Genomic DNA, 25,901 nt, shown 5'->3' with positions numbered 1-25,901 from the left:
GGTGTTCGAGGGGAGGGCGGGGGAGCTTGAGCAGGGCAGGGAAGGCCGGCGAGGTCGGCAGCGTGTTCCGGTGCGCCGTGGCCACCCACGTTGCGGTGCACGGGCTGCGCGGCCGTCCGATCGCTGGCTTGGGGCTCGCCGGCGGGGTGGACCCCGTCCGGTTGGACTTCGAGACCGCCGATCCCACCGACGACATCGTCATCACCTTCTCGGACGGCAGCCGCGGGTATCTCTCGGCGAAACGGAAGCTGGAGAAGGGGCGGCCGCTGCTGGAGACCTTGGCCGGTTGGGTCGGCCAGGCGGCTGCGCTGCGCTCCGAGGACCTCCTGATCGTCGCCTGTGAGGACTTCGCCGGGCCGGTCAGGAGGCTGGACGAGGTCCTGCAGCGCTACCGGCAGGGCCTGCCGATGGCGGGGGAGGAGGAGCGTCTGCTCGCCTTCCTCGACGCGCACGTTCCGGCGCCGTGCCGTGACCTCGTCCTGCGCCGGGCCCGGGTCCTGCACCTGCCCGGTTCGACCGGACGGGCCCCGACGCGGGACTTCCTGGCCGCCCTGATGGACCTCGTGGTCGCCGACGAGCAGGGCTTCGGAGCCGTCGACGCCCTGTCCGGCGCGTTCCACCGGCAGGCGGGTGCGGGGCTCGGCAGCGGCGTCGACGACTGGGTCCGGACGCTGCAACAGGCGAAACTGACGGTCCTCGAAGGCCGGGACGGCCCGCCGGGAGTACGGGCGGCAGCCCGGTCGGCGGCCGTCGACCGGTACCGGACCGCACTGCGGGCGGGCGTCGGCCGGATCGACCTCAGCCTGCTGGCCGACGACCTACCACCGCTCGTCGTCGAGGAACTGCTGGACGGCATCGAGGTCAAGGCCGCAGACGACCGGCGACCGCAGCGGTTGCTGGGCCGGGTCCGCCGGTGGCGGCGCATGATCCTGGTGGGCCAGCCCGGTGCCGGTAAGTCGGTGGCACTGCGGGAGTTGGCGGGGCACTGTGCCGCCGACCCGCACGCACCCCTCCCGATCCCGGTGTCACTGCCGCGCCTGCTGGAGCAGCACCCGGAGGAGCTGACCTTGAGCGCGATGGTCGAGTCGGCCGTGCGGGACCGGGTGGGCGCGGAGCACCGCGGCCCGCTCACCGAGCACCTGACGGCCGAACTCGGACACGGACGCGCCATCATCCTCTGCGACGGACTCGACGAGTGCCGGGAGCGGGCCGCCTGGGTGGCCCAGCAACTGGCCGACCTCATGGGGGACTTGAACCCGGCCGTCGGATTCCTGGTCGCCACCCGGATGAGTGCGCGCCGGCCCGCCGGGAGACTGGGCCTCCCCCTGGTGGAGCTGTGCCCGCCCACCGACCTGGGGGCGACGGTGGACCGGGTGCTGGAGTCCTGCGCCGAGGTCCGGGTGCCCGAACCCGAGCGGAACGCCTGGTTGATGGTCCGGCGGGACTGGATCAAGCAGGCGAAGGGACCGAACGACCACCTGCTGGCGGTGCCCCTCCTGGCGGTCCTGCTGGCCCTGGTGTGCGCGAATGCCACCGAGGCCGAGCTCCCGAGGGGGCGCGCCGTGCTGCTCCACGCCGCCGTCGAACGGTCGGTGGAGCGTTGGGAGCGGCTCCGCGGCAGCGGGGCCCGGGGCGAGTCCTGGACGCCGGAGCTGACCACGAGCATGCTGCTCGGAGGGTTCACCGTGCTGGGGCGGCTCCTCGACGGAGGGAAGGACCCGACCCGGGACGAGGCGCTGGGCGCCTTGACCGCCATGCTCGCGGACCCCGGGCAGTGGGCGGTCGCGCCCGCGGCGGCCAGGGAGATCGCCGTTCACGTCCTCCGGTTCTGGGACGAGCACGTGGCGGTGTTCGTGATCGGTCCCGAGGGCGTCCTCACGGCCCGGAGCAAGGTGTTCACCGAGATCGCCACCGCGATGTGGGCACGCTCTCGGGACACCGACGGGCTGGCGCTCTGGTTGGACGCGGCGCTCGGGTACACCGATTCCGACGGGGCCGTCGCGCTCGCCGCCGAACTCAACCCGGCGGTGGCGCGAGTGATCATCGACCTGGGGCGACGGGACCACCCCGAGCTGGGTCTCGTCGTCGCCGACCTCGCCCGCCGGGGCAGCGTGTCCCTCGCGGAGGAGGAGGCCGGTGCCCTGCTCGGGCTGCTGGCGGCCGCGGTCCGGGCCTCGAACGACGGCGTGGTGCTCGGGGTGCGGCGCCCGCGGCGGCCGAAGCCGTGGCAGCGCTCGGCGAAACGCCCCCCGGCGGCCGACGCCTGGCCGTTCGTCGAAGCGGCGTGCCTGCTCGGGCTTCCCGCCCCGCTCCGGCCGGTGCGGGACGCCTTGGTGGCGGAGGCCCGACTGGACGACCGCGCCGTGCTGATCTCCCTGGCCCTGCGGGAGCTCGTGGACGCGGACGTCGACCGACGGCCCTGGGACGCGACGGGCCTGGCCTACGTGGAGTCCGCGCTGGCCCTTCCCCTGCCCGAGGAATCGGGGCTGGTGCAGACCGGTCGGCGGAGTTTCGCTTTAGCGGCCCGGGACGACATCCCGGGCCTCGCCGAGGTGGCACTCCTGGCGGCGGGGCGCCTGCCCGAGCTTCCGGCCGGGACGGACGAGAAGCTGTTCCACATCGCGCAGAAGTGCGCCGCCAGGTGGGCGGACGGCATCTTCGTCCACCTGGAGCGCTCCGGGTACGACACCGGCAAGCGCTGGGAGGGAGTCCGCGACTCCCTCCAGTGGTTCAAGGACATGGGCCGCAGGGCGGAGGAGTGTCAGGAGTCGCTGCTGGACGACCTGAGCGCCCTCGCGCCGGTCGACGTCCGCGAGCGGACGGACCTGTGGTCGATGACCGCATTGGGAGACCTCATCGCGGTCGCGGGGTGCGAGGAGGCGTCGATGGACGACTACCTGCGCGGCTTCCGCCGAGGGGCCGAGGAGCAGCGCCGTGCCCTGCTCCGGACCCTGGCCCGGGCCTACGGCCTCGATCGGACGGTCGTCGCGGGCCAGGCGCGACATCTGATCGACCTCGACGCCCAGGACCGGGAAGTCTTCCGCAGCACGTGGTCGGTCGTGGCGACGAAGCCCTGGCGGAAACCGTCCCTGCGGGAGCCGGTGGCCACCGTGCTCACCCAGGAGGAACAACGGACCCTGGTCACGGCGATGGGAGCGGCGGCGGACTGGTTCGCCTGGGCAGCGGCCGAGATCCTGGTGAACACCGGGGTGTCCCCGTGGATCACCTCCCTCCTGCTCAAGACGGACACGGCCCGGATGACCCTCAACCGCGCCGCGCTCGTCCACTCCGTGGCGGTCATGGTCGCCGGAGACCGCCGTCCGGCCATGCTGGCCGAGGCGGCACGCTCGGAACGGGCCGATCGCCGCTATGCGGCGGCCATGGTGCTGTCGTTGATGCCGGAGCTCGATCCTGACGGTTCTCTGGCGGACGGACTCCGCCGTGACCCGGACCTGACGGTCAGGACCGGGAAGGTGCTCGCAGGCGATCCAGGGCTCACCTGCTGGACGTGCAACTTCTGCCGGGCGGTCAACGTGCTTGAGGCGGAGGACTGCACCGCCTGCACACCGGGGGCCCGCCCGTCGCTTGAGCGGCGGCAGCGCTGATCGGTCCGGTGCCGAGGTCCGGTGGGGCCGGAGCCAGGGCGGCGATCCGGGGTCGAAATGCCCGGAGTGTCCGAGTATGTGAGTCTGGTCACAAGCTGTTCCGCCTCCGCCCGCATCCCACTGCGGACGGCCGTCGGGAGGACCTGCTTTCCATGCTCGCTCGCCGCCGCTCCGGGCCCGCCGCCCCGGCCCGCCCCGCCGCCGTCCGTCCGTCCGCGCTGTGCCGCTGGGCGGTCCTGACCGGAGCGGCGCTGCCGCTGCTGCTGGCCGCCCCGGCGCTGGCCGCCGATCCGGCCGCCGGGGCGCGGCAGCAGGCGCAGGCGCAGCTGGACGCGGCCCGGGCGCAGGTGCGGGAGCGGTTGGACGCGGCGCGGCAGCAGGCGGCGGGGGCCACGCAGCTGCCGGGCGCCCCGCCGTCGGCGGCGGTCCGGCCGCCGGGCGGAGCGATATCCGTGCCGCCCGTCCCGCCCGTCCCGCCACTGCCGTCCGTGCCGCCGGTCCCCTCGGTCCCGGTCGGGGCGAGCAGCACGGCGACGGCCAGCCGGAGCGCGACCTCGCCGGTGGTGCCGTCCGTCCCGGCGGGGTCGGAGCCGCCGGTGGAGCCGGGGGAGTCGGCGGAGCCCGCCCCGTCCCCCTCCCCGTCGGTTTCGCCGCCGCCCTCGCCCGCGCCCGGCCCCGCGGAGCCCTCGGCGTCCCCGAGCGAGGTGCCGGGGCCGCCCGCAGCGTCCTCCGCCGCCCCCGGGCCCGGGCGGCACCAGCAGCCGGTGGTGCCGCTGTTCCCGGCGGCGCCGTGGACATCCCCGTCGGCGGACGGGTCCGACGGGTCCGACGAGGGCGACGGGACGGGCTGGACGGACGGGACGGGGGCGGCGGGCGGCCGGTCGGCGGTGCCGGAGCCGGACGCGGCGGTGCCGGGCCGGGGGACGGGGGCGGACGGGGACGGGGCTTCCGCCCTGCCGGGGCCGGAGACGGATCCGGCCCCGGGCCCGGCGGCGGGTGCGCAGGCGGACGGCGGTGCGGATGCGGAGGAGACGGCGGTGGCGGGCGGGGAGCTGGCGGTCGGTCCGGTGGTGCCGGCGGTGCCCGGGCTGCACCACTGGGGCGACTCGTCCGCGCGGCAGCTGCCGCTGGGCGTCGGCCTCGGGATGATCGGCCTCGGCCTGGGGATGATCGGACTGCGGCTGCGCCGGCGGTAGCGGGGACGGCCGGCGGTGGCCGGTGGCGGCCAGGGGCGGGACGATCGGGGGGCCGGCTTCGTTGACCTCTGCGGTGGACGAAGCATATGAAGGAGCTATGACCAACCCGATGAACGAACGGTCGCAGCAGGATCCCTTCCAGGCGTCGCAGGCGGCGGTGGGCGGGAGGCCAGAGGACAGTCCGAAGGTGCTGATCGTCGGGCCGGACGGGATGGCGGTGGGCACCGCGCCGGCCGGCGGACTGGGGCGGGGCGGCGAGGACGACGAGCCGCGCGAGCTGCCGGTGACCGAGATGGTCGAGCAGCCGGCGAAGGTGATGCGGATCGGCAGCATGATCAAGCAGCTGCTGGAGGAGGTGCGGGCGGCGCCCCTCGACGAGGCGAGCCGGGCCCGGCTGAAGGACATCCACGCCAGCTCGATCAAGGAGCTGGAGATGGGCCTGGCTCCGGAGCTGGTCGAGGAGCTGGAGCGGCTCTCGCTGCCGTTCGCCGACGACAGCATCCCGACCGAGGCCGAACTGCGGATCGCCCAGGCGCAGTTGGTGGGCTGGCTGGAGGGCCTGTTCCACGGCATCCAGACCGCGCTGTTCGCCCAGCAGATGGCGGCGCGGGCGCAGTTGGAGCAGATGCGGCGGGCGCTGCCCCCCGGTCTGCACGGCGCGGAGGGCGAGCCGGAGGAGGGTCCGGGCCGCGGGATCCGTTCCGGTCCGTACCTGTAGCCCTACCCACGGTGGCCTCGCGGGGGCCGCGTTCCGGCGCGGCCCCGAACCGCTACCCTGACCGGTGTCCGGAGTAGTACCGCGCGCCGAGGGGGAGCTGGGACGATGACAGAGGGCACCACCGAGGGGCACTCGCTCGGGCACGGCCGGTACGTGCTGCAGCGGCTGCTCGGGCAGGGCGGCATGGCGTCCGTCCACCTCGCCCACGACACGGTGCTGGACCGTCAGGTCGCGGTGAAGACGCTGCACACCGAACTGGGCCGGGAGGACTCGTTCCGGGAGCGGTTCCGGCGCGAGGCGCAGGCCGTGGCGCGGCTCCAGCACACCAACATCGTCTCGGTGTTCGACTCCGGCGAGGACGTCGCCCCGGACGGGGCGACCACGCCGTACATCGTGATGGAGTTCGTCGAGGGCCGTTCGCTCAAGGACGTGCTGGACGAGCAGGTGACCACGCTCGGCGCGATGCCCAACGAGCAGGCGCTGAAGATCACCGGTGCGGTGCTGGCGGCCCTGGAGGCCTCGCACGACCAGGGGCTGGTGCACCGCGACATCAAGCCGGCCAACGTGATGGTGTCCACCAAGGGCGTCGTCAAGGTGATGGACTTCGGCATCGCGCGCGCCCTGCAGTCCGGCGTCACCTCGATGACGCAGACCGGCATGGTGGTCGGCACCCCGCAGTACCTCTCGCCCGAGCAGGCGCTCGGCAAGAGCGTGGACGCCCGGTCCGACCTGTACTCGGTCGGCTGCATGCTGTTCGAACTGCTCAGCGGGCAGCTGCCGTTCGACGGCGACTCGGCGTTCTCGATCGCCTACAAGCACGTGCAGGAGACCCCGCCGGCGCCGTCCACGCTGAACCGGGCGGTCACCCCGGAGATCGACGCGCTGGTGGAGCGGGCGCTGCGCAAGGACCCGGCGCACCGGTTCCCGACCGCGGAGGCGATGCGCGAGGAGCTGGAGCGCGTCCTGTCGGGGGCGCAGGGCGGCGGCAACACGCCGCTGCAGGCGTCCACCCCGCTGGTGATCGGCGAGGGCCCGCGCTCGGTGCACGCCGCGCCGTCGCTGACCAACTTCCCGCCGGTGCAGCCGTACCAGCCGGGCCCGCCGACCCCGCCGCCGTACGCGGCGCAGACGCCGCCGCCGTTCCCGCAGGTGGCGCAGACCCCGCCGCCGTTCCCGCAGCCGGCCTTCCAGCAGCCGTTCCCGCAGACCACCCCGGCGCCCTTCCCGGTCCAGGCGCAGGTCCCGATGCAGGCCCCGCCGATGGCGATGCCGCCGTACGCGGCGCCCAACAGCGGGCGCAACGGCTGCTCGACCGCGGCGATCGTGATCTGCGTGATCGCCGGCGTGCTGCTCCTGGCGTTCGTGGTGATCGTCATCGCGGTGGCCAGCGCGAGCAGCTGAGGCCCCGGGCGCAGCCGGTCAACACGGTACTCGAACCCGCAGGCCGGGCGGGCCCGCAGTGCCCGATCCGATCCCCGCGCACGCCCTCCCGTTCCACGCCGGAGGGCGCGAGACGGTAGCGTGCTCGGGAGGAACCGACAGGGCGAACGCACGCCGAGCGGGTGCCCGGGGCGAGGAGCGATGGGTCAGAGCGAACGACCGGACGACGACGGGGACCAGCGGCGGGACGTGCCCGGCGAGGGCGTCCCGGGCGGGGACGCGGACCGGGACGGGGAGGCCACCGGCCCCACCGAGGTGATTCCGTCCGGGCCCCGAACTCCGGGCCGCGGCAGTGCCGTTCCGTTCCCCACGGTCGGGGACGGCCGCTACCGGCTGACCCGGCGGCTGGGCCGCGGCGGGATGGCCGAGGTGTTCGCCGCCCAGGACATCCGGCTGGGCCGCACCGTCGCCGTCAAGCTGCTGCGCTCGGAGCTCGCCGAGGACGACACCGCCCGGCTGCGCTTCACCCGCGAGGCGCACGCCGTCGCGGCGCTCAACCACCACTCGATCGTCGCGGTCTACGACACCGGCGAGGAGCAGCACGGCGGGGAGTCCACCCCGTACATCGTGATGGAGCTGGTCGAGGGCCGCACCGTGCGCGAGCTGCTGGTGGACGAGGAGGCGCCGCCGGTCGACCAGGCGCTGATCATCACCGCCGGGGTGCTGGAGGCGCTGGCCTACAGCCACCGGCACGGCATCGTGCACCGCGACATCAAGCCCGCCAACGTCATCATCACCACCAACGGCGCGGTCAAGGTGATGGACTTCGGCATCGCCCGCGCACTGGCCGGCGGCGCCACCACCATGACGCAGACCGGCATGGTGATGGGCACCCCGCAGTACCTCTCGCCCGAGCAGGCCCTCGGCAAGGCGGTCGACCACCGCTCCGACCTGTACGCGGCCGGCTGCATGCTGTACGAACTGCTCACCCTGCGGCCGCCGTTCGTCGGCGAGACGCCGCTCTCGGTGGTCTACCAGCACGTCCAGGACGCGCCGGTGCCGCCGTCCCGGGCCAACGACCGGGTGCCGCCGCCGCTGGACGCGCTGGTGATGCGGGCGCTGGAGAAGAACCCGGACGACCGGTTCCAGAGCGCCGACGAGTTCCGCGCCCACCTGCAGCACGCGCTGCGGCAGATGCACGGCGCGGCCGGCGCGGGCTACCCGGCGGGCGCGGCCGGCCTGGCGGCCGCCGCCGCGGCCGGGGCCTGGGAGCACACCCCGCCGCCCGGCTCCGCCTCGCTCACCGAGCCGATGAGCCCGGTGGCGGGCGACACCGGCGCCACCGAGGCGCTGCCCTACCAGGCCACCTCGGCCTACCGGACGCCCGCGCGGCCCTACCCGGCGGTCGGGACGGGCGGCGGCCACGGCGGCGACGGCGAGGAGCCCGGCAAGCCGCGCCGCCGCAACCCGTGGGGCTGGGTGCTGGGCGCGGTCGCGCTGGTGCTCGCCGCCACCATCGGGGTCGCGCTGGCGCTGACCGCCAACGACAAGAAGGGCACCCCCGAGAAGGAGCAGCAGACCACCGCGCCGGTCTCGACGCCCAGCGCCCCGACCACCGACGAGCCGGTCGAGCGGCCCACCACGGCGGCGCCGACCCGCACCCCGAGCAGCAACACCCACCAGCAGGAGACGCCGAGCAGCACGCCCTCGCCGACCGCCTCGCGGTCGGCCAGCCCGTCCGCGTCCGCCTCGGCCAGTTCGACGCGTACGACGACGTCGCCGAGTGCTTCGGCTTCGGCCAGTGCGAGCGCGAGCGCCAGTGCGACCGGGGCGGCGTCTCCGACCGGGGGGGCCACCAACCCGGTGCCGGGGGACAGCACGGCGCCGACCAAGGTGAACCTGCCGATCCGCTAGGAAGGTTGACGGGCAGGTCAGTTGGTGAAGGCGTCCATGACCTGCTCGTACTCCTGGCACCACCAGGACAGCTGCCCGGCCGCGGCCGGGAACAGCGGGTCGGCGCGGTGGTCGCGGCGCTGGTAGCGCCACTGCGGCATCCACAGGTCGTTCAGCCGTTCCCACCAGACCCGGTGGACGGCGCGGGCGACCTGTTCGGTGTCGGCGGCGCCGGTGGCGCGGTAGGCGCGGGCCCAGTGGCGGACCCGGGGGAGGTCGAGGACGCCGGTGGTGCGGTCGTTGAAGAGCAGGGTGGCGGCCCGGACGGCCTCCTCGGCGACCGGGTGCGGGGCGAGCTTGTCCCAGTCCAGGACGGCGCTGACGGCGTCGCCGCGGTAGAGCACGTTCAGGCCGTGGAAGTCGCCGTGGGTCCAGCCGGTGGGCGGGGCGTCGGCGGGGCCGGGGCGGCGGTGGCGGTGGGCGTCGAGCAGGTCGAGCCGTTCGGCGAGGTGCTGCTCGACGCGCCGGTCGAAGTCGTCGTAGGGGCGGTGGTCGCGGGCCAGGGCGCGGAGTTCGGCGATGATCCGCCGGGTCTCCCCGGCGTCGGCGCTGAGCACCCCGTCGGGCTGCCGCAGCGGGGCGCACACTTCGGCCAGCGCGCCGTGCAACGCCCCCAGCAGGGTGCCGAGTTCGCCGCACCCGGCGGGGGTGAGCCCGGTGCCGTGCCGGTGGTTTCCGGCCACCCACGGGTAGAGCGCGAACAGCCGTCCGCCGTGCGCGGTGACGGTGCGGCCGTCCCGGTCGGCGAGCGGGGCGGGCACCGGCAGGCCGCGGGCGGCGAGCGCGCCGGTGGCGCGGTGCTGGGCGGTGATCGCGGGCCGGTTGGCGGTGGCCCGGTCGACGTAGCACTTGAGGAAGTAGGAGCCGTCCCCGGTGTCGACCCGGTAGCCCCGGTTGAGCAGGCCCTCCGCGACCGGCGTCACCGCGTCGGGCGGCGGTACGGGGTAGGCGCGCAGGACCCCGGCCACGGCGGCGTGCGCGACCGGGGGGCTGAGGGTTCCGACGGGGGGAGCGGTGGCGTCCGGGCGGGCCGGCGCGAGGGAGAGGGTCTGTCCGTCCGTCACGCACAGAGCGTATTACTCGGCGTGATGGTGACTTGACACAGCGTGTGCGAATCTGCTCAGTGCTGCTGGTCGGCCTGGCGGCGGGCCACGTAGGCGGCGGCCTGGGTGCGGCGCTCCATGCCCATCTTGGCCAGCAGGCTGCTGACGTAGTTCTTCACCGTCTTCTCGGCCAGGTGCAGCTCGTTCCCGATCTGCCGGTTGGTCATCCCCTCGCCGATCAGGTCGAGGATCCGGCGCTCCTGTTTCGTCAACTGCGCGATCCGCTCGTCCTCCTTCTCGCCCCCGTCGCGGAGCCGGGCCAGCACCCGACTGGTGGCCACCGGGTCGAGCAGGGACTTGCCGGCGGCGACGTCGCGCACCGCGGAGAGCAGATCGGTTCCGCGGATCGCCTTCAGCACGTATCCGGAGGCACCCGCCATGATCGAGTCGAACAGCGCCTCGTCGTCGGAGAAGGAGGTGAGCATCAGGCACTTCACCGACGGGTCCTGCGAACGGATCTCGCGGCACACCTCGACGCCGTTGCCGTCGGGGAGCCGGACGTCGAGGACCGCCACGTCCGGGTGGACCGCCGGGATGCGGTTGAGCGCCTCGGCCGCCGTGCCGGCCTCGCCCACCACCTCGATGTCGCCCTCCATGGAGAGCAGGTCGTGCACGCCGCGCCGGACCACTTCGTGATCATCGAGGAGAAACACCCTGATATGTCCGTTATCAGTCATTTGCAAAGCGTCGCACAAATCGATGCCGGTTACCCCCTATCGCAGCGGCCCGTGCCCGGATACCGTGCGCTGGTGTCCTGACCGGAACGGGCAAGCCGCGTCATCCCGGCGGTTTTCCCACCGGAGAACAACTAGGACGTCCTAGCGCAAGGGCGCCAAAGGGCGTCGCTGGGTAACGTTCTCGTGAGGGACGCCGTCGGAAAGGGAACACCGCCTGCCCGCACCGGTGCGCACACCCACGCGCACGGGGAGGGGGGCGACCGGACCGGCCACCGGCGACCCCGGGCGGCTGGAAAGACCGAGGAGTGAACGTGACCGTCAAAAGCACGTCGAGGGCGCGCAAGAAGGCCGCCCCCGGCGTCCCCGACCCCGCCCGGGCCGGCATCGGCGCCGAGCCGGAGCTCGTCCAACTGCTGACGCCGGAGGGCGACCGGGTCGAGCACCCGGAGTTCCCGCTTGAGGTGACGCCGGAGGAACTGCGCTCGCTCTACCGGGACCTGGTCCTGGTCCGGCGCTTCGACGCCGAGGCCACCTCGCTCCAGCGGCAGGGCGAACTCGGCCTGTGGGCCTCGCTGTTGGGCCAGGAGGCGGCCCAGGTCGGCTCCGGGCGCGCGATGCGCACCGGGGACTACGCCTTCCCCACCTACCGCGAGCACGGCGTGGCCTGGTGCCGCGACGTGGACCCGCTGAACCTGCTCGGCATGTTCCGCGGCGTGAACCACGGCGGCTGGGACCCGAACGAGAAGAACTTCCACCTCTACACCATCGTGATCGGCTCGCAGACCCTGCACGCCACCGGTTACGCGATGGGCATCAGCAAGGACGGCGCGGACGACGCGGTGGTCGCCTACTTCGGCGACGGCGCCTCCAGCCAGGGCGACGTCAACGAGGCGTTCACCTTCGCCTCGGTCTACAACTCGCCCGTGGTGTTCTTCTGCCAGAACAACCAGTGGGCGATCTCCGAGCCCACCGCCCTGCAGACCCGCATCCCGCTGTACCGCCGCGCCTCCGGCTTCGGCTTCCCCGGCGTCCGGGTCGACGGCAACGACGTGCTCGCCGTCCTCGCGGTCACCCGCTGGGCGCTCGACCACGCCCGCAGCGGCCAGGGCCCGGTGCTGGTCGAGGCGTTCACCTACCGGATGGGCGCGCACACCACCTCCGACGACCCGACCCGCTACCGGCAGTCCGAGGAGACCGAGTCCTGGAAGGCCAAGGACCCGATCCTGCGGCTGAAGGCCCACCTGCAGAAGGAGGGCCTCGCCGACGAGGCGTTCTTCGCCGGGATCGAGGCCGAGAGCGAGCAGTTGGGCCTGCGCGTGCGCGAGGGCGTCCGGTCGATGCCCGACCCCGACCCGACCCTGATCTTCGACCACGTCTACAGCGAGCAGCACCCGCTGGTGGACGAGGAACGCGCCGAGTACGAGGCGTACGCCGCCTCCTTCGAGGGTGGGGAGCACCACTGATGGCCGGCCAGCTCAGCATCGCCAAGGCGCTCAACGAGGCGCTGCGCAAGTCGCTGGAGAGCGACCCGAAGACCGTCCTGATGGGCGAGGACATCGGCAAGCTCGGCGGCGTCTTCCGGATCACCGACGGCCTGCAGAAGGACTTCGGCGACGACCGGGTGATCGACACCCCGCTCGCCGAGTCCGGCATCGTCGGCACCGCGATCGGCCTCGCGCTGCGCGGCTACCGCCCGGTGGTGGAGATCCAGTTCGACGGCTTCGTCTACCCGGCCTTCGACCAGATCGTCTCCCAGCTCGCCAAGATGCACGCCCGCGCGCTCGGCCACGTCAAGATGCCGGTCACCGTGCGCATCCCGTTCGGCGGCGGCATCGGCGCGGTCGAGCACCACAGCGAGTCGCACGAGGCGTACTTCGCGCACACCGCCGGCCTGCGGGTGGTCAGCCCGTCCAACGCGCACGACGCGCACTGGATGCTGCGCCAGGCCATCGAGTCGGACGACCCGGTGGTGTTCCTGGAGCCCAAGCGCCGCTACTGGGACAAGGGCGAGGTCGGCGAGGACCCGATGCTGCCGCTGCACGCGGCGCGGATCGTCCGGCCCGGCACCGACGCCACGCTGATCGCCTACGGGCCGATGGTCAAGGTCTGCCAGGAGGCCGCGCAGGCCGCCGAGGAGGACGGCCGCCGGCTGGAGGTGGTCGACCTGCGCTCGCTGTCGCCGATCGACTTCGCCACCCTGGAGGAGTCCGTCAAGCGCACCGGCCGCGGCATCGTCGTGCACGAGGCCCCGGTCTTCCTGGGCCTGGGCGCGGAGATCGCGGCCCGGCTCACCGAGCGCTGCTTCTACCACCTGGAGGCCCCGATCCTGCGGGTCGGCGGCTACCACGCCCCGTACCCGCCGTCGCGGGTCGAGGAGAGCTACCTCCCCGACCTGGACCGGGTGCTCGACGCCGTCGACCGCGCGTTCGCGTTCTGAACAGGGGGCGAAGATGACCACTGACGTTCACTCGCTCCGCGAGTTCAAGATGCCCGACGTGGGCGAGGGCCTGACCGAGGCCGAGATCCTCACCTGGTACGTGAAGCCGGGCGACGCCGTCACCGACGGGCAGGTGGTCTGCGAGGTCGAGACCGCCAAGGCCGCCGTCGAGCTGCCGATCCCGTTCACCGGCGTGGTCGAGGCGCTGCACTTCCCGGCGGGCGCCACCGTCGACGTCGGCACCTCGATCATCGCGGTGGCCGTCGCGGGCGCCGCGCCCGCGACCGCGCCCGCGACCGCGCCCGCCCCTCCGGCGGCGGCTCCGGCCGCTGCCGAGCCCGCCGAGGCGGAGCCGGAGCGGCGCGAGGTGCTGGTCGGGTACGGGCCGCGCACCGGTTCGGCGCAGCGCCGGGCCCGGCGCACCAACGGGACGGCGGCCGCCGTGCCCGCGCCCGCGCCCGCTGCGGTCGCGGCTCCCGCGCCGGTCGCGCCGGTCGCTCCCGCGCCCGTGTCCGCGCCCGTGTCCGCGCCCGTCGTCGAGGGGGAGCGCCCGCTGGCCAAGCCGCCGGTGCGCAAGCTCGCCAAGGACCTCGGGATCGACCTGCGCACCGTGGTGCCGACCGGCCCGAACGGCGTGATCACCCGCGAGGACGTGCACGCCGCGGCGAACACCGCCGCCGAGGCGGTCGTCGAGCCGGTGGCCGCGCCCGCCCCCGTCCCCGACTCCGCTCCCTCCCCCGCGGCGGCGGCCGAGCCGGTCGCGGTGGCGCTGCCGAGCGCGGCCGGGGACGTCCGGGTGCCGGTCAAGGGCGTGCGCAAGGCGACCGCGCAGGCGATGGTGGCCTCCGCGTTCACCGCGCCGCACGTCACCGAGTTCGTCCAGGTCGACGTGACCCGGACGATGAAGCTGGTGCGCAAGCTCAAGGAGAGCGGCGAGCTCGGGGCCGGGGTGCGGGTCAGCCCGCTGCTGCTGGTCGCCAAGGCGCTGCTCACCGCGGTCAAGCGGCACCCGGAGATCAACGCCAGCTGGGACGAGCCGGCCCAGGAGATCGTCCTCCGGGGCGCGGTCAACCTCGGCATCGCCGCGGCCACCCCGCGCGGCCTGATCGTCCCGAACATCAAGGACGCGGGCTCCCGGACGCTCTCGCAACTGGCCGTCGCGCTCGGCGAGTTGGTGGAAACCGCGCGGCAGGGCAAGACCTCGCCGGCCGACATGTCGGGCGGCAGCATCACCATCACCAACGTCGGCGTGTTCGGCGTCGACACCGGCACCCCGATCCTGAACCCGGGCGAGGCCGCCATCCTGGCCTTCGGCGCGGTCCGGGAGCTGCCCTGGGTGCACAAGGGCAAGGTGGTGCCCCGCCAGGTCACCACGCTGGCGCTCTCCTTCGACCACCGGCTGGTCGACGGCGAGCTGGGTTCCAAGGTGCTGGCGGACACCGCCGCGATCCTGGAGCACCCGAAGCGCCTGATCACCTGGGGCTGACCCGCCCCCGCCGAAGGCCCCGTTCCGCACGCCGGAGCGGGGCCTTCGGCGTCCCCCGGGGCCGGTCGGGCGGGCCGGGGCCGGGCGGTCCTCCGGCGGCGGGCGGTCAGCGCCGGGCGGAGTGCCAGCTGGCGCGGGCCAGGGCGTGGAAGTCCACCGCGGCCGGGTGGCCCAGGCCGAGCGCCGTGCACAGCAGGCCGGCGGTGGCGGGGCGCGGGCCGGCCACGCCGCGTTCGAGGTCGGACAGGGTGCGGATGCCGAGTCCGGCCCTGGCGGCCAATTCCTGCTGGGTCAGTTCGGCGCCCCGCCGGTGTGTGCGCAGTGCGCGCCCGAACGTTTCGCGCGGATCCGTTTCCGGTCGGGTTTCCATTTCCCCGTCGCCCCCCTGTCGTTCCCCCGTTCGGCAGCGTATCCCGTCCGGCGGGGGCCGGGATCCTTTCCAACTCGGCCGCTTTGATTCGGAATTGGGAATTCCGGCGGTGCCCTAGCGGAAATCACCCGGGAGGGTCCGGCATTGGGCCGCCCGAGGGAGTTTCGGGCCGGGCCCGCCGGGCCCCGGCCCGCGACGGGTACGTGTGTGCGACCAAGCCGCCCGCGCAGCCAGGCCGGGCGGCCGTCGCAGCGAGGACCCCCGCGTATGCCGACTGGTGCTCCCGGCCCCGTGATGCGCTCGGCCGCCGCCCTGCTGCTGCTGGCCGCCGCCGTGCTGCCCGCCGCGGTGGAGCTGGCCTCGCCCGCGCCCTCGACCGCGATAGGGCCGCCGCCCGATCCCGACCGGATCGCGCGGCCGGCGGCCCACCCCGACCTGCGGGCCCCCGGCGCGCCCTCGGTGGACCTGCGGCTGACCGGCGACGCGTCCAACCGGATCACCCTGGTGCTGCTCGGCGACGGCTACACGGCGGCCCAGCAGCAGCTGTTCCACGAGCAGGCGGACCGGGCCTGGCGGGCGCTGCTGGAGATCGAGCCGTTCCGCACCTACCAGGGGTTCTTCAACATACGGCGGGTGGACGTGGTCTCCCCGGTGCCCGGGATCGCGGAGACCGAGAGCGCCGGGAAGTCCCCCGCCACCCCGCTCGGGATGCGCTTCTGGTGCGAGGGCACCGCCCGCCTGCTGTGCGCGGACGAGGAGGCCACCGCCCGCTGGGCCGGGCAGGGCGACGGCCCGCAGTACCTGATCGCGCTGGCCAACTCCACCGAGTACGGCGGCGCGGGCGGCACCGGCGTGACCACCCTGGCGGGCGGCAGCCCGGACGCCGGGCGGATCATCCAGCACGAGATCGGCCACACCGTCGGCACCCTCGGCGACGAGTACGACTCGGCGCCGAACGACCCGGACTACCCGAACCTGTCCGCGGTGGACGCCGAGGAGATGCTGCGCGAGCGGACCAAGTGGTGGCAGTGGCTGGGTGCCGAGTCGCCGGACGGCGACGGCGTGATCGGCGCGTACCGCAGCGCCAACGGCCTGTACCGGCCGACCGCCGACTCGGTGATGCGGACGCTGGGCAGCGCGTACAACCTGCCCTCCCGGGAGGCGATCATCGAGCAGCTGTACCGCCGGGTGAAGCCCGCCGACGACCCCGAGCCGGCCCCCGGGCGGGTCGACGGGCGGCCCAGGCTGCACGTGCGGCCGCTGGCGCTGACCGGCCCGCGGCAGCTGCGGATCGACTGGACGCTGGACGGCAGGCCGGTGGACCCGAGCAGTGCCGACGGCACCTGGCTGGACACCGGGGCGCTGGCGCTGGAGCCGGGCGCCCGGCACACCGTCACGGCGACCGTCCAGGACACCACCGACTGGGTGCGCGACGAGGCGTTCCGCGCCCAGTACATGACCCGGACGGTGAACTGGACGCTGACCGGTTGAAACCGGACGTTCCGCCGACCCCGACCGAAAGGTCAGGTCATGGGATGACTAGCCTGGTTCCACTATGAGCGTGGACCCAGCCCGCACCGCACCGTCCCTGTCCGCACCCGCTCCCCGCCGCCCGGCCGCCGCCCCGGCCCCCGCCGCCGCACCCCCCGCGGCCGCCTTCCACCCGCCCGGCGGTCGGGCCGCCTGGTTCGCCTGGACGGTCGGCGTCAGCGTCTACGTCCTCGCCGTGGTGCACCGCACCAGCCTCGGCGTGGCCGGGCTGGACGCCTCCGCCCGGTTCGGCATCGGCGCCTCCGCGCTGTCCACCTTCTCGATCCTGCAGGTCCTGGTGTACGCCGGGATGCAGGTCCCGGTCGGCCTGCTGGTCGACCGGGTCGGCCCGCGCCGGGTGCTGATGCTGGGCGTGGCGCTGATGAGCGCCGGGCAGCTGGCGTTCGCCTTCTCCACCGCGTTCGCGCCCGCGCTGGCCTCCCGGGCGGTGCTCGGCTGCGGCGACGCGATGACCTTCATCAGCGTGCTGCGGGTCGCCGCCCGCTGGTTCCCGGCCGCCCGCAACCCGTTCGTCGCCCAGCTCACGGGCCTGGTCGGCACCGGCGGCAACCTGGTCACCACCCTGGTGCTGGCGCAGGCGCTGCACACCGCCGGCTGGAGCACCACCTTCGGCGCGATCGCGCTGACCGGCGTGCTGGTCTTCGTCGCGGTGCTGGCGCTGCTCAAGGAGGCCCCGCCCGGGGCGCCGGAGCCGGTGCGCCACGAGAGCCTCCGGCTGCCGGTCGGGCAGCAGGTCCGGGCCGCCTGGTCGGAGCCCGGCACCCGGCTGGGCATGTGGGTGCACTTCACCACGGCCTTCCCGGCGTCCGCGTTCGGCCTGCTGTGGGGCCTGCCCTACCTGGTCGAGGGCCAGGGCATGTCCCGGGCCGGGGCGGGCGGCCTGCTCAGCCTGCTGGTGCTCAGCGGGATGGCCTTCGGCCTGCTGTTCGGCCGGGTGGTCTCCCGGACGGCCGCCTCCCGGCTGCCGATCACCTTCGCCGTGCTCGCCGCCACCGCGCTGTGCTGGACGGTCACCCTGGCCTGGCCGGGCGGCCACCCGCCGCTGTGGCTGCTGGTGGTGCTGATGCTGGTGATGGGCAGCAACGGGCCGGCCTCGCTGATCGGCCTGGACTACGCCCGCGCGTACAACCCCGCCGAGCGGATGGGCACCGCCTCCGGCATCGCCAACATGGGCGGCTTCATCGGCTCGATGATCACCCTGCTCGGCATCGGCGTCCTGCTGGACGCGCTCGCCGACCCGGGCGGCGACGGCTACGGCGCGCACGCCTACCAGCTGGCGTTCTGCTTCCAGCTGCTGCCGCTGCTGCTCGGGACGGCGATGATCCTGCGGCTGCGTCGCCGGCTCGGCCGGTAGGCGGACGTCAGGGGGTGCTCACCAGGTGGGCGAGCACCCGGCCGCCGAGCTCCTGGTCGCCGATCACGTTGACCAGCGCGGTCTCCGGGCGGACCCGGCCGCAGCACAGCCGGACGAAGGTCTGCCAGTCCATCGACAGCCGCACCTCGGGGGCCAGCACCACCGAATCGTCCACGCTGCCCCGGCCGTCCGGGCCGACCCGCACGGTGCGGTGGAACGGCAGCGCGCCCGCGACGTCGAAGGCCACCGTGCTGCCGATCGGCGCGCCCGCCTGCTTGGCGACCTGCTTGGGCAGCGAGTCGATCAGCAGGTCCCTGGTCACCACGGCGGCCGGGGAGTCCAGGTTGCCCGGCGTCTGCAGCGCGCGCCGCAGGTCCTGCTCGTGCACCCAGACGTCGAAGGCGCGCAGCCGCAGCAGCGTCGCGTACGGCACGTCCCGGGCCAGCGGGCCGGCCGGCCAGCGCACCGGGTCGGTCGGCGCGTGCTTGGCGTTGCGCAGCGCCCGGGAGCGCCGGATCACCGTGTACTCCAGCTCGCTGGTGACCTCCACCGGCGTCCAGCAGCGGCGCTTGTCGACCGGGAGCTCCATGTACCGGGTGAACTCGTTCGTCACGTGCCGCAGGTCGCGCGGCAGGGCGTGGATCGGCCGCGGGTCGCCGAGCAGCTCGGACTCGACGCCGATGATGTGCGAGACCACGTCCCGCACCGACCAGCCCGGGCACTCGGTGGCCCGGTTCCAGGCGTCGGTCGGCAGCGGGGCGAGCAGCTCGGATATGGACTCGATCGACTGCGTCCACGCGTCGGTGTACGCCTGCACGGTCTGGTTGTCCGTCACGGGTATCTCCGGCCCCTCCGTCGGCTTGCGTCGTCCCACGTCGCCCGGGCTGCCGAGACCTCGCACGGACGCGCATACGGCACGTTACGCTGCCGGGTGAGAGCAGGGCAGCGCTTTCGGGTGACGATCGTAGGACTCTTGCCGTGGACGGTGGTACTGTGCGCGCTTCATTGATCCAACTCGCCGTGTCGGACGCCGAGCCGCCCGCCGAGCGGCGGGCCAGGGCCGCGGCGCTGGTCCGCGCCCAGGACGGCGCCGACCTGGTGGTGCTGCCCGAGCTGTGGCCGGTCGGCGGCTTCGCGTACGACGCCTGGGCGTCCGGCGCCGAACCGCTGGACGGGCCCACCGCGGAGGCGATGTCCGCCGCCGCGAAGGCCGCGGGCTGCTGGCTGCACGCCGGTTCGATCGTCGAGCGCGACCCGGACGGCCCGATCTACAACACCTCGCTGCTGTTCGCCCCCGACGGCGAACTGGTGCGCACCTACCGCAAGATCCACCGCTTCGGCTTCGACCGCGGCGAGGCGGTCGCGATGGGCGCCGGGCAGGAGATCGTCACCGTCGACGCGGGCTTCGCCGTGCTGGGCCTGGCCACCTGCTACGACCTGCGCTTCCCCGAGCTGTTCCGGGCCCTGCTGGACGGCGGCGCCGAACTGCTGGTCGTCCCGGCCGCCTGGCCCGCCCGCCGGGCCGAGCACTGGAACCTGCTGGCCCGCGCCCGCGCCGTCGAGGAGCAGGCCCTCGTCCTGGCCTGCAACACCGCCGGCACCCACGGCGGGGTCGAGCAGGCCGGGGGCAGCATCGCGGTCGACCCCTGGGGCCGGGTGCTGGCCGAGGCCGGGCCGGACGAGCAGGTGCTCACCGTCGACTTCGACCCGGCCGAGGTCGCCAAGTGCCGCGCCGAGTTCCCGGTGCACCGGGACCGGCTGCTCGGGATCCCCGCGCCCGTGCAGCGCTGACCCGGCGGCGGCCGCACCGGCGGCGGGGCGAGGCCGGGGCGGGACGGGGCCGGGACGGGGCCGGGACGGAATTTTTCCGTGCCCTTGGTCCGGATTGACCATTCCGGGGTACTCTGTGCGCGTTTTGTGAGCCGGGTCCCGGCCGCGTGAGGGCGCGGCACGGAGAGGGGGCGGCCATGACCGCTGCGGGAGACGGAGGCGGGCGCGCCCTGATCCGGCGCAACAGCCTCCGCGAACAGATCGCCGAGGCCCTGCGGGACGAGATGATGGCCGGTCGCCTCCCGGCCGGGCGCAACTTCACCGTCAAGGAGATCGCCGACATCTACGGCGTCTCCGCGACCCCCGCCCGCGAGGCGATGGTCGACCTCGCCGCCCAGGGCCTCCTGGTCAGCGAACCCCACCGCGGCTTCACCGTGCCCGAGTTCACCTGGGACGACTTCCTGGAGATCTTCGAGGCCCGCACCCTGCTCACCGACAACGCGCTGCGCCACCTGACCGGCCGGACGCACCGCTACGACTGGTCCCGGCTGTCCTCGCTGCGCCGCCGGGCCGACGCCGCGACCAGGGCCGCCCGGGCCGGGCAGCTGGACGTCCTGGTCGGCTGCGACCTGCGGTTCTGGCACGAGGTCGCCGCGCTGCTGTGCAACGAGCGGATCGCCGACTACCTCGGCTGGCTGCGGGTCCAGTCCTGGATGTTCGCCGCCCCGCACCTGCGGGCCGCCGGCGGCGACCTGTCCGGCGTCTGCTGGGAACGGCACGGCGAGCTGGTCGACCGGATCGAGGCCCGGGACCGGCGCGGGGCGCACCGGGTCGTCAACGACTACAACCTGTTCACCGTCGAACTGCTCGCCCGGCGGCTCGGCCACCCGCTGGAGGGCATCGCGGTGCTCCGGCTGCTGCGCGAGCCGATCGGCCCTCCGGCCCCCGCCGTGACGGTGGCCCGGCCGCCCGCGATCGTCCCCCAACCGGTCGCCGGCGCCGTCGGGTTGGGCCGGGTCCCGATGCCGCGCTTCGTGCCGCCCGGGCGGTTCGCCCGGCCGTTCCGACCGGGCAGCGGCGAGCCCGCCGCGGGCCGGTAGGGTTGGGGCCCGTTGCCCCGCCACCAGAGAGGACGAGCCGGCCCATGGCCTGCGACCTCTGGCTCGTCCCGCTCGTGGACGTGCTCTCCCACAGCCCCGAGAACCCGTTCCGCGAGGACCTCGACCGCTACGACGCGGTGCTCGCCCAGCACGGGCTGCCGCCCGTCCCGGTCCACCCGTACGTGCCGGGCTTCTCCGGGGACGTCGAGGCGATAGCCGCGTTCGACTACGACTCGCTGCACTTCCTGCGCCGCGCCTACCTGCTGGGGCTCACCGGGTTCGAGGTGACGCCGGTGGACGCGCTCGGCAGCGACTACGAGCAGCTGCTGGAGATGTTCGAGACCACCGCCGAACAGTCGCACCTGGTCTGGCACTTCGACCACGCCGGGGCGTACCTGCCGGTGGACTTCCAGATCCCGCTGGTCGCCGATGAACTGCTGGCCGCGGGCGGCCCGTTGGGCTCCTCGTACGGGCTGCTGCGCGAACTCCAGGCGGTCGCACCGCTGTTGGGCATCGACCCGCTCGACCCCCCGGCCCCCACCCGCCCGCTGGGGCCCACCCGGCTGGAGCAGCCCTTCGGGCCGCCGATCGACGACTTCCACCCCTACGCGCGGGAGCGCCACGCCTGGTCGGGGCTCTACACGGCGGCCACCCGCAGCGTCACCCAGGGCTCGATGATCGTCTTCGCGTAGGGCGCGGACCGGGACGCGCCCCCGGTGCGCGCGTTCCGGCTCCGGTTCAGCGCAGGGGTCCCTCCGGGGGACGCTGGCGGGGCATGGTGGGGCGGGTGCCCGGCGGGGGGAGCACGCGGACCTGGGCGCCGGAGCCGCCCTCGTTGCGGCCGCCCCAGGAGCCGGGGGCCTGGGTGGGGAGCTGGCTCATGCCCGCGCGGAACTCCAGCATCCACTCGGAGGTCTCGGTGCGGACCATGTCGGAGACGTCCTCGCAGAACCGGCGCAGCACGCCCAGGCAGCGCTCGGCGGCCTCGCCCGCGGTGCCCTCGGTGGGGCCGAGCACCTCCCGGACGCACTCGGAGGCCCAGTCGAACTGGAACGCCTCCAGCCGGCGCTGGAGGGCCTGCGAGGTGGAGACGTCGCGCATCCAGCCGGAGGTGAGCCCGAAGGCGCGGTCGGCGATCAGCGAGGCGGCGGCCAGCGCGAGCCCGGTGTAGCCCCACTCCATGGCGTGCGGGAGCCGGTCGGTCAGCGAGACCAGCGGGGCGGTGACGCCGCCGACCGTGAAGACCGCGGCGGAGAACCGCAGCAGGCGGGCCCAGCGCCGCTTCCAGACCCGGTCCCGGCGGTACCAGTCGATCGCCTCCACGGCGCGCTCCTCCGACCAGCGGTAGAGCTCCTCCAGCCGTTCGGCGGGCTCGCCCCAGTCGCCGAGCGGGAACTGGCGCGCGCTCAGGTCGGCGCGGCGGCGGGTCGGGGTCCGTCCGCCGGCGCCCGGGACGGACTGGTCGTCGTCGGCGACCTCTTTGCCCCAGGGGCTCTCCTCGGGCTGCATTTCCGGCTGGCTCACCTGTGGCGCTCCCTGTGGCGGGGTGACTGCGGAGGCCCGGCGGGCACCGGGACTGACGGTACGGAGGCCGGTCGTCCCGGGGGGTCGGGCCGTCGGCTTCGTGGAACTGGCGGTTCGTGGCACGGCGGTGCGGACCCGTGGCGCCGAGCGCGGGTCGCAGCCGCCCATGGTGCCGTGCCCGGCGGTGCGGCCGGGTCCTGGTCCAACAGCACTTCTTACCGCCAAATGGCTTACCGTGGGGGCGCTTCCGCAGTGATCGTTATGTGATTTCACCTCCGGAAGCCGAGGTGGGAGGGTTGCGGCGGGTGGCCGGATTTCACCCGTCCGAGCGAGGGCGGCGGGGATCGCCGGTGTGACGGCGCGGCTGCTCGGCGAGATCCCTGTGGCTTCCTACGAAAAGCGCCGGGCCGCCGCCGCCGGGCGTTGGAGCTTGCTCCGGAGCCGCCGACGGCGCGGAACCGGCCACCGACTAGGCTTGGCAGGCGTGAAGGTCCTCGTCATCGGAACCGGCGCCCGCGAACACGCCCTGTGCCGCTCACTGTCCCAAGATCCCGCCGTCAGCGAGCTGCACTGCGCCCCGGGCAACGCCGGGATCGCGCGGGTGGCCACCCTGCACCCGGTCGACCAGCTGGACGGCGCCGCGGTCACCGCGCTCGCCCGGGAGCTGGGCGCCGACCTGGTGGTGGTCGGCCCGGAGGCCCCGCTGGTGGCCGGCGTCGCCGAACCGCTGCGCGCGGCCGGCATCCCGGTCTTCGGCCCCGGCAAGGAGGCCGCCCAGCTGGAGGGCTCCAAGGCGTTCGCCAAGGACGTGATGGCCGCGGCCGGCGTCCCCACCGCGCGTTCCTACGTCTGCACCACCGAGCAGGAGGCCGCCGAGGCGCTGGACGCGTTCGGCGCCCCGTACGTGGTCAAGGACGACGGCCTGGCCGCCGGCAAGGGCGTCGTGGTGACCTCGGACCGGGCCGCCGCGCTGGAGCACGCCGTGGCGTGCGGCCGGGTGGTCATCGAGGAGTACCTGGACGGCCCCGAGGTGTCGCTGTTCGCGATCACCGACGGCACCACGGTGCTCCCGCTCGTCCCCGCGCAGGACTTCAAGCGCGCGCTGGACGGCGACGAGGGCCCGAACACCGGCGGCATGGGCGCCTACTCGCCGCTGCCCTGGGCCCCCGAGGGCCTGGTCGCGGAGGTGCTGGAGAGCGTCCTGCAGCCGACCGTGGACGAGCTGCGCCACCGCGGCACCCCGTTCTCCGGCCTGCTGTACGCGGGCCTGGCGCTGACCTCGCGCGGCACCCGGGTGATCGAGTTCAACGCCCGCTTCGGCGACCCGGAGACCCAGGTCGTGCTGGCCCGGCTGCGCACCCCGCTGGCCGGGGTGCTGCTGGCCGCCGCCGACGGCACGCTGGGCGGGCTGGAGCCGCTGCGCTGGTCCGACGAGGCCGCGGTGACCGTGGTGATGGCCTCCGAGGGCTACCCGGCCGACCCGCGCACCGGCGACCCGATCGAGGGCCTGGACGCGGCGGAGGCCGACGGCACCGCCTTCGTGCTGCACGCCGGGACGAAGTCCGGCCCGGACGGCGAGGTGCTGACCGCGGGCGGCCGGGTGCTGTCCGTCACCGCCGTCGGCGCGGACCTCGCCGAGGCCCGGGAGAAGGCGTACGCGGGCGTCGCGAAGATCTCCTTCAAGGGCGGCCAGCACCGCACCGACATCGCGGCCCAGGCCGCTGCGGCAGCCCACTAGCAGACGCCCGCCGCGGGGCGCTGTGCCCGGACCGACCCGTCCGGACGCAGCGCCCCGCGGCGTTTCCCGAGGTCGCGGACGTCAGCGGCGGGGCCGGAAAACCAGCCCTTCGGGTGATGGGCTGGTCATCCTGCTGACGGGGCGCGAGCGGGGGCCTTAGGGTGCGCTGCATCGCGCCGGAGCGGGGGCCCGGGCGCGGACGCGGCTCGTCGCCCCGGCGCGCCGGGGGGATGCTGGGAGCGGTGGCGCGCCCCGCCGCGGTGTCACCAGGACGGGTGGAATCGCCGGAGTTCCGGAACACCCGCCCGCACCGCGGCGTCGAGACTGGCAGGAGAGCGCCACGCGAGTCGTACCACCGGGTTCGGCATCCGCCGCTTCCCGTACCGGAATTGATCGAGTCGAGTCGGCTGCGAAGGGGGTGCCGCGGCGATGGCTGCAGTGGACACCGCACGCGCACGAGCCCAGGCCGTCCTGCGTCTGCGCGGACGGGCCGTGGCCGCCGCCGCGCTGCCCGCCGCCTGCGCGGTGGTGCTGCTGGCCGGGCGGTTCACCGGGCACATAGGCGCCCCCGGGGCGCCGGACGCCCCGCTCTGGGACGGCATCCGCTGGGCGGTCGGCGCGGTCGCCGCGCTGACCCTGGCCCTGGCCGCGCTGGTCGGCCGGGCGCACCGGCTGGCCGTGCCCCCGGTCACCCCCGCGGTGCCGCTGGAGCGCACCGACGCGCCCGAGCTGTACCGGATGATCGAGGAGCTCGCCGAGCGCCTCGACGTCCCGGCGCCCGCCGCGATCGCGCTCACCCCGGACTGCGACAGCTGGCTGGAGGAGCCGCACCGGCGCGGCGGCCGGTCGGCGCCGGCCGCGCCGGTGCTGGTGATCGGCTCCCCCTTCCTGTGGTGGATGCGGGCCGGCGAGCTGTGCGCCCTGCTCGCCCCGGTGGTGGCCGGCGGCGCCGCGGCCGCCGACCCGGAGATCGCCGCCGCCCGCCGCTGGGTGCGCACCCTGGACGCCTCGCTGGGCGAGCGCCGGCGCGGCCCGGCCGCCCTGGTCGGCCTGGTCGACCGGCGGCTGCTGGGCGCCTGCCGCGAGCACTCCGCCGAGCTGGAGCACGCCGTCGCCGCCTGGTCCTCCGAGCAGGCCAGGGCGGTCGACTACGGGCCGCGGATCGCCGCCCAGGCCCAGGTCGGCCTGGCCTACGCGGGCTGGGACCGCCTCCTCACCCGGGTCGCGCTGCCCGCCTGGCGGCTCGGCCTGCACCCCGCGCACCTGAACGCCGGCGTGGTCTCCGCGCTCACCGAGCTCTCCCGCCGCGACCGGCTCGCCGACGGCTACGAGAACCGGCTCGGCGACCGCCCCGCCTGCGACCTGCTGGAGGAGCCCGGCCTGGTCGACACCCGGGTCTCCCGGCTGGCCGCCGAGCTGCTGCACGAGGAACCGGCCGAGGGCTGGCAGCCGCTCGACTGGGAGGACTACCCGCTGCGGGTGGTCGACCGGGGCTGGCGCGCCCAGGCCGCCGCCCTGCAGGCCGCGCTCGGCGACGACCGCCCGCACACCGGCCCGGCGCTGGACCGGCTGCTGGCCCGGCTGGCCGCGGGCGAGGCCGAGGAGCTGGCCGCCGCCCTGGCCGGGCAGGTGGCGCGCGCCGCCCAGGTCGCGCCCCCGCTGCCCCCCGTGCGCAGCGGCCGCGACCTGCTGGTCGAGCACCTCACCGCCACCGTCTGCTGCGCCGCGGTGGACGCGGGCACCGCCGCCCCCGGCCTGGACTGGCTGGACGGTCCGGTGCTGCTCTGCCCGTCCGCCCCCCGGGCGGAGTTGGCCCCCGCGGTGGCGATGGCGGTCGAGGACGGGCAGGACGGCCCGCTGCGCGGGTGGCTGGAGCGGGCCGGGATCAGGGTGGAGCGCCCGGTGCGCCTTTCGGGCTGAACCGGGACGCTTTCGGACT

20 protein-coding genes are annotated in these 25,901 nt (G+C 74.8%); 15 read left to right on the top strand and 5 right to left on the bottom strand.

Features of this window, described 5'->3' with window-relative positions; genetic code table 11:
- Positions 1–26: 26 nt before the first annotated feature.
- From ACWEO5_RS00730 to ACWEO5_RS00710, 5 genes are all read left to right on the top strand, one after another.
- Positions 27–3,605 (top strand): hypothetical protein, encoded by a 3,579-nt coding sequence (locus ACWEO5_RS00730; RefSeq protein WP_452158772.1) that lies wholly within the window; start codon positions 27–29, stop codon positions 3,603–3,605.
- Positions 3,606–3,757: 152 nt separating this feature from the next.
- Positions 3,758–4,801 (top strand): hypothetical protein, encoded by a 1,044-nt coding sequence (locus tag ACWEO5_RS00725; RefSeq protein ID WP_452158770.1) that lies wholly within the window; start codon positions 3,758–3,760, stop codon positions 4,799–4,801.
- Between the two features lie 97 nt (positions 4,802–4,898).
- Positions 4,899–5,519, top strand: coding sequence for a bacterial proteasome activator family protein (locus ACWEO5_RS00720; RefSeq protein WP_452158768.1), 621 nt, complete (start codon positions 4,899–4,901; stop codon positions 5,517–5,519).
- A 105-nt stretch (positions 5,520–5,624) separates the two neighbouring features.
- Positions 5,625–6,920 carry a protein kinase domain-containing protein gene (locus ACWEO5_RS00715; RefSeq protein ID WP_452158766.1) on the top strand — a complete coding sequence of 432 codons (1,296 nt, stop codon included), beginning with the start codon at positions 5,625–5,627 and terminating at the stop codon, positions 6,918–6,920.
- 180 nt (positions 6,921–7,100) lie between these two features.
- On the top strand, positions 7,101–8,813 hold the full coding sequence (locus tag ACWEO5_RS00710) for a protein kinase domain-containing protein (protein WP_452158764.1): 1,713 nt from the start codon (positions 7,101–7,103) through the stop codon (positions 8,811–8,813).
- Between the two features lie 17 nt (positions 8,814–8,830).
- Here the strand turns inward: ACWEO5_RS00710 and ACWEO5_RS00705 are convergent, their stop codons facing one another.
- Both ACWEO5_RS00705 and ACWEO5_RS00700 read right to left on the bottom strand, forming a co-directional pair.
- Positions 8,831–9,916 (bottom strand): phosphotransferase enzyme family protein, encoded by a 1,086-nt coding sequence (locus ACWEO5_RS00705; protein WP_452158762.1) that lies wholly within the window; start codon positions 9,914–9,916, stop codon positions 8,831–8,833.
- A gap of 56 nt (positions 9,917–9,972) precedes the next feature.
- On the bottom strand, positions 9,973–10,632 hold the full coding sequence (locus ACWEO5_RS00700; protein WP_030457586.1) for a response regulator: 660 nt from the start codon (positions 10,630–10,632) through the stop codon (positions 9,973–9,975).
- Between the two features lie 311 nt (positions 10,633–10,943).
- Here ACWEO5_RS00700 and pdhA point away from each other — a divergent pair, with 311 nt between their 5' ends.
- The 3 genes from pdhA to ACWEO5_RS00685 are packed head-to-tail and all read left to right on the top strand — an operon-like array spanning position 10,944 to position 14,555.
- The gene (gene pdhA / locus ACWEO5_RS00695; protein WP_452158760.1) at positions 10,944–12,095 is read left to right on the top strand and encodes a pyruvate dehydrogenase (acetyl-transferring) E1 component subunit alpha; all 1,152 of its coding nucleotides are present in this window, start codon (positions 10,944–10,946) and stop codon (positions 12,093–12,095) included.
- Positions 12,095–13,069: an alpha-ketoacid dehydrogenase subunit beta gene (locus ACWEO5_RS00690; RefSeq protein ID WP_452158758.1), complete on the top strand. Its 975-nt coding sequence runs from the start codon at positions 12,095–12,097 to the stop codon at positions 13,067–13,069. Before pdhA ends, ACWEO5_RS00690 begins: the two co-directional genes overlap by 1 nt.
- 13 nt (positions 13,070–13,082) lie before the next feature.
- On the top strand, positions 13,083–14,555 hold the full coding sequence (locus ACWEO5_RS00685) for a dihydrolipoamide acetyltransferase family protein (protein WP_452158756.1): 1,473 nt from the start codon (positions 13,083–13,085) through the stop codon (positions 14,553–14,555).
- Between the two features lie 106 nt (positions 14,556–14,661).
- Here ACWEO5_RS00685 and ACWEO5_RS00680 read toward each other — a convergent pair whose 3' ends face one another.
- Positions 14,662–14,925 carry a helix-turn-helix domain-containing protein gene (locus tag ACWEO5_RS00680; RefSeq protein ID WP_344549771.1) on the bottom strand — a complete coding sequence of 88 codons (264 nt, stop codon included), beginning with the start codon at positions 14,923–14,925 and terminating at the stop codon, positions 14,662–14,664.
- Between the two features lie 267 nt (positions 14,926–15,192).
- On the opposite strand from ACWEO5_RS00680, the gene ACWEO5_RS00675 reads away from it, so the two are divergent.
- Both ACWEO5_RS00675 and ACWEO5_RS00670 read left to right on the top strand, forming a co-directional pair.
- Entirely contained in the window at positions 15,193–16,416 is a 1,224-nt protein-coding gene (locus tag ACWEO5_RS00675; RefSeq protein ID WP_452158753.1) for a M64 family metallopeptidase, read from the top strand.
- Positions 16,417–16,480: 64 nt separating this feature from the next.
- Positions 16,481–17,830 (top strand): MFS transporter, encoded by a 1,350-nt coding sequence (locus ACWEO5_RS00670; RefSeq protein ID WP_452158751.1) that lies wholly within the window; start codon positions 16,481–16,483, stop codon positions 17,828–17,830.
- Positions 17,831–17,837: 7 nt separating this feature from the next.
- Here ACWEO5_RS00670 and ACWEO5_RS00665 read toward each other — a convergent pair whose 3' ends face one another.
- Positions 17,838–18,665, bottom strand: coding sequence for a maleylpyruvate isomerase family mycothiol-dependent enzyme (locus ACWEO5_RS00665; RefSeq protein WP_452158749.1), 828 nt, complete (start codon positions 18,663–18,665; stop codon positions 17,838–17,840).
- Positions 18,666–18,823: 158 nt separating this feature from the next.
- On the opposite strand from ACWEO5_RS00665, the gene ACWEO5_RS00660 reads away from it, so the two are divergent.
- From ACWEO5_RS00660 to ACWEO5_RS00650, 3 genes are all read left to right on the top strand, one after another.
- Positions 18,824–19,621 (top strand): carbon-nitrogen family hydrolase, encoded by a 798-nt coding sequence (locus ACWEO5_RS00660; protein ID WP_452158747.1) that lies wholly within the window; start codon positions 18,824–18,826, stop codon positions 19,619–19,621.
- Between the two features lie 176 nt (positions 19,622–19,797).
- Positions 19,798–20,700, top strand: coding sequence for a GntR family transcriptional regulator (locus ACWEO5_RS00655; protein WP_452158745.1), 903 nt, complete (start codon positions 19,798–19,800; stop codon positions 20,698–20,700).
- A gap of 44 nt (positions 20,701–20,744) precedes the next feature.
- A complete protein-coding gene (locus tag ACWEO5_RS00650) occupies positions 20,745–21,392 on the top strand; it encodes a hypothetical protein (protein WP_452158743.1) in 648 nt (215 codons plus the stop codon).
- Between the two features lie 46 nt (positions 21,393–21,438).
- Here the strand turns inward: ACWEO5_RS00650 and ACWEO5_RS00645 are convergent, their stop codons facing one another.
- The gene (locus ACWEO5_RS00645) at positions 21,439–22,224 is read right to left on the bottom strand and encodes an SLATT domain-containing protein (RefSeq protein WP_452158741.1); all 786 of its coding nucleotides are present in this window, start codon (positions 22,222–22,224) and stop codon (positions 21,439–21,441) included.
- Positions 22,225–22,708: 484 nt separating this feature from the next.
- Between ACWEO5_RS00645 and purD the strand changes: the two genes are divergently transcribed.
- Positions 22,709–23,962 carry a phosphoribosylamine--glycine ligase gene (gene purD / locus ACWEO5_RS00640; protein WP_452158739.1) on the top strand — a complete coding sequence of 418 codons (1,254 nt, stop codon included), beginning with the start codon at positions 22,709–22,711 and terminating at the stop codon, positions 23,960–23,962.
- 429 nt (positions 23,963–24,391) lie between these two features.
- The gene (locus ACWEO5_RS00635; RefSeq protein WP_452158737.1) at positions 24,392–25,882 is read left to right on the top strand and encodes a hypothetical protein; all 1,491 of its coding nucleotides are present in this window, start codon (positions 24,392–24,394) and stop codon (positions 25,880–25,882) included.
- Positions 25,883–25,901: the final 19 nt, after the last annotated feature.

The organism is Kitasatospora sp. NPDC004272, from assembly GCF_053603035.1.
Note: the sequence above shows the minus strand (reverse complement) of the source record. Positions and strands in the feature narration are given on the sequence as shown.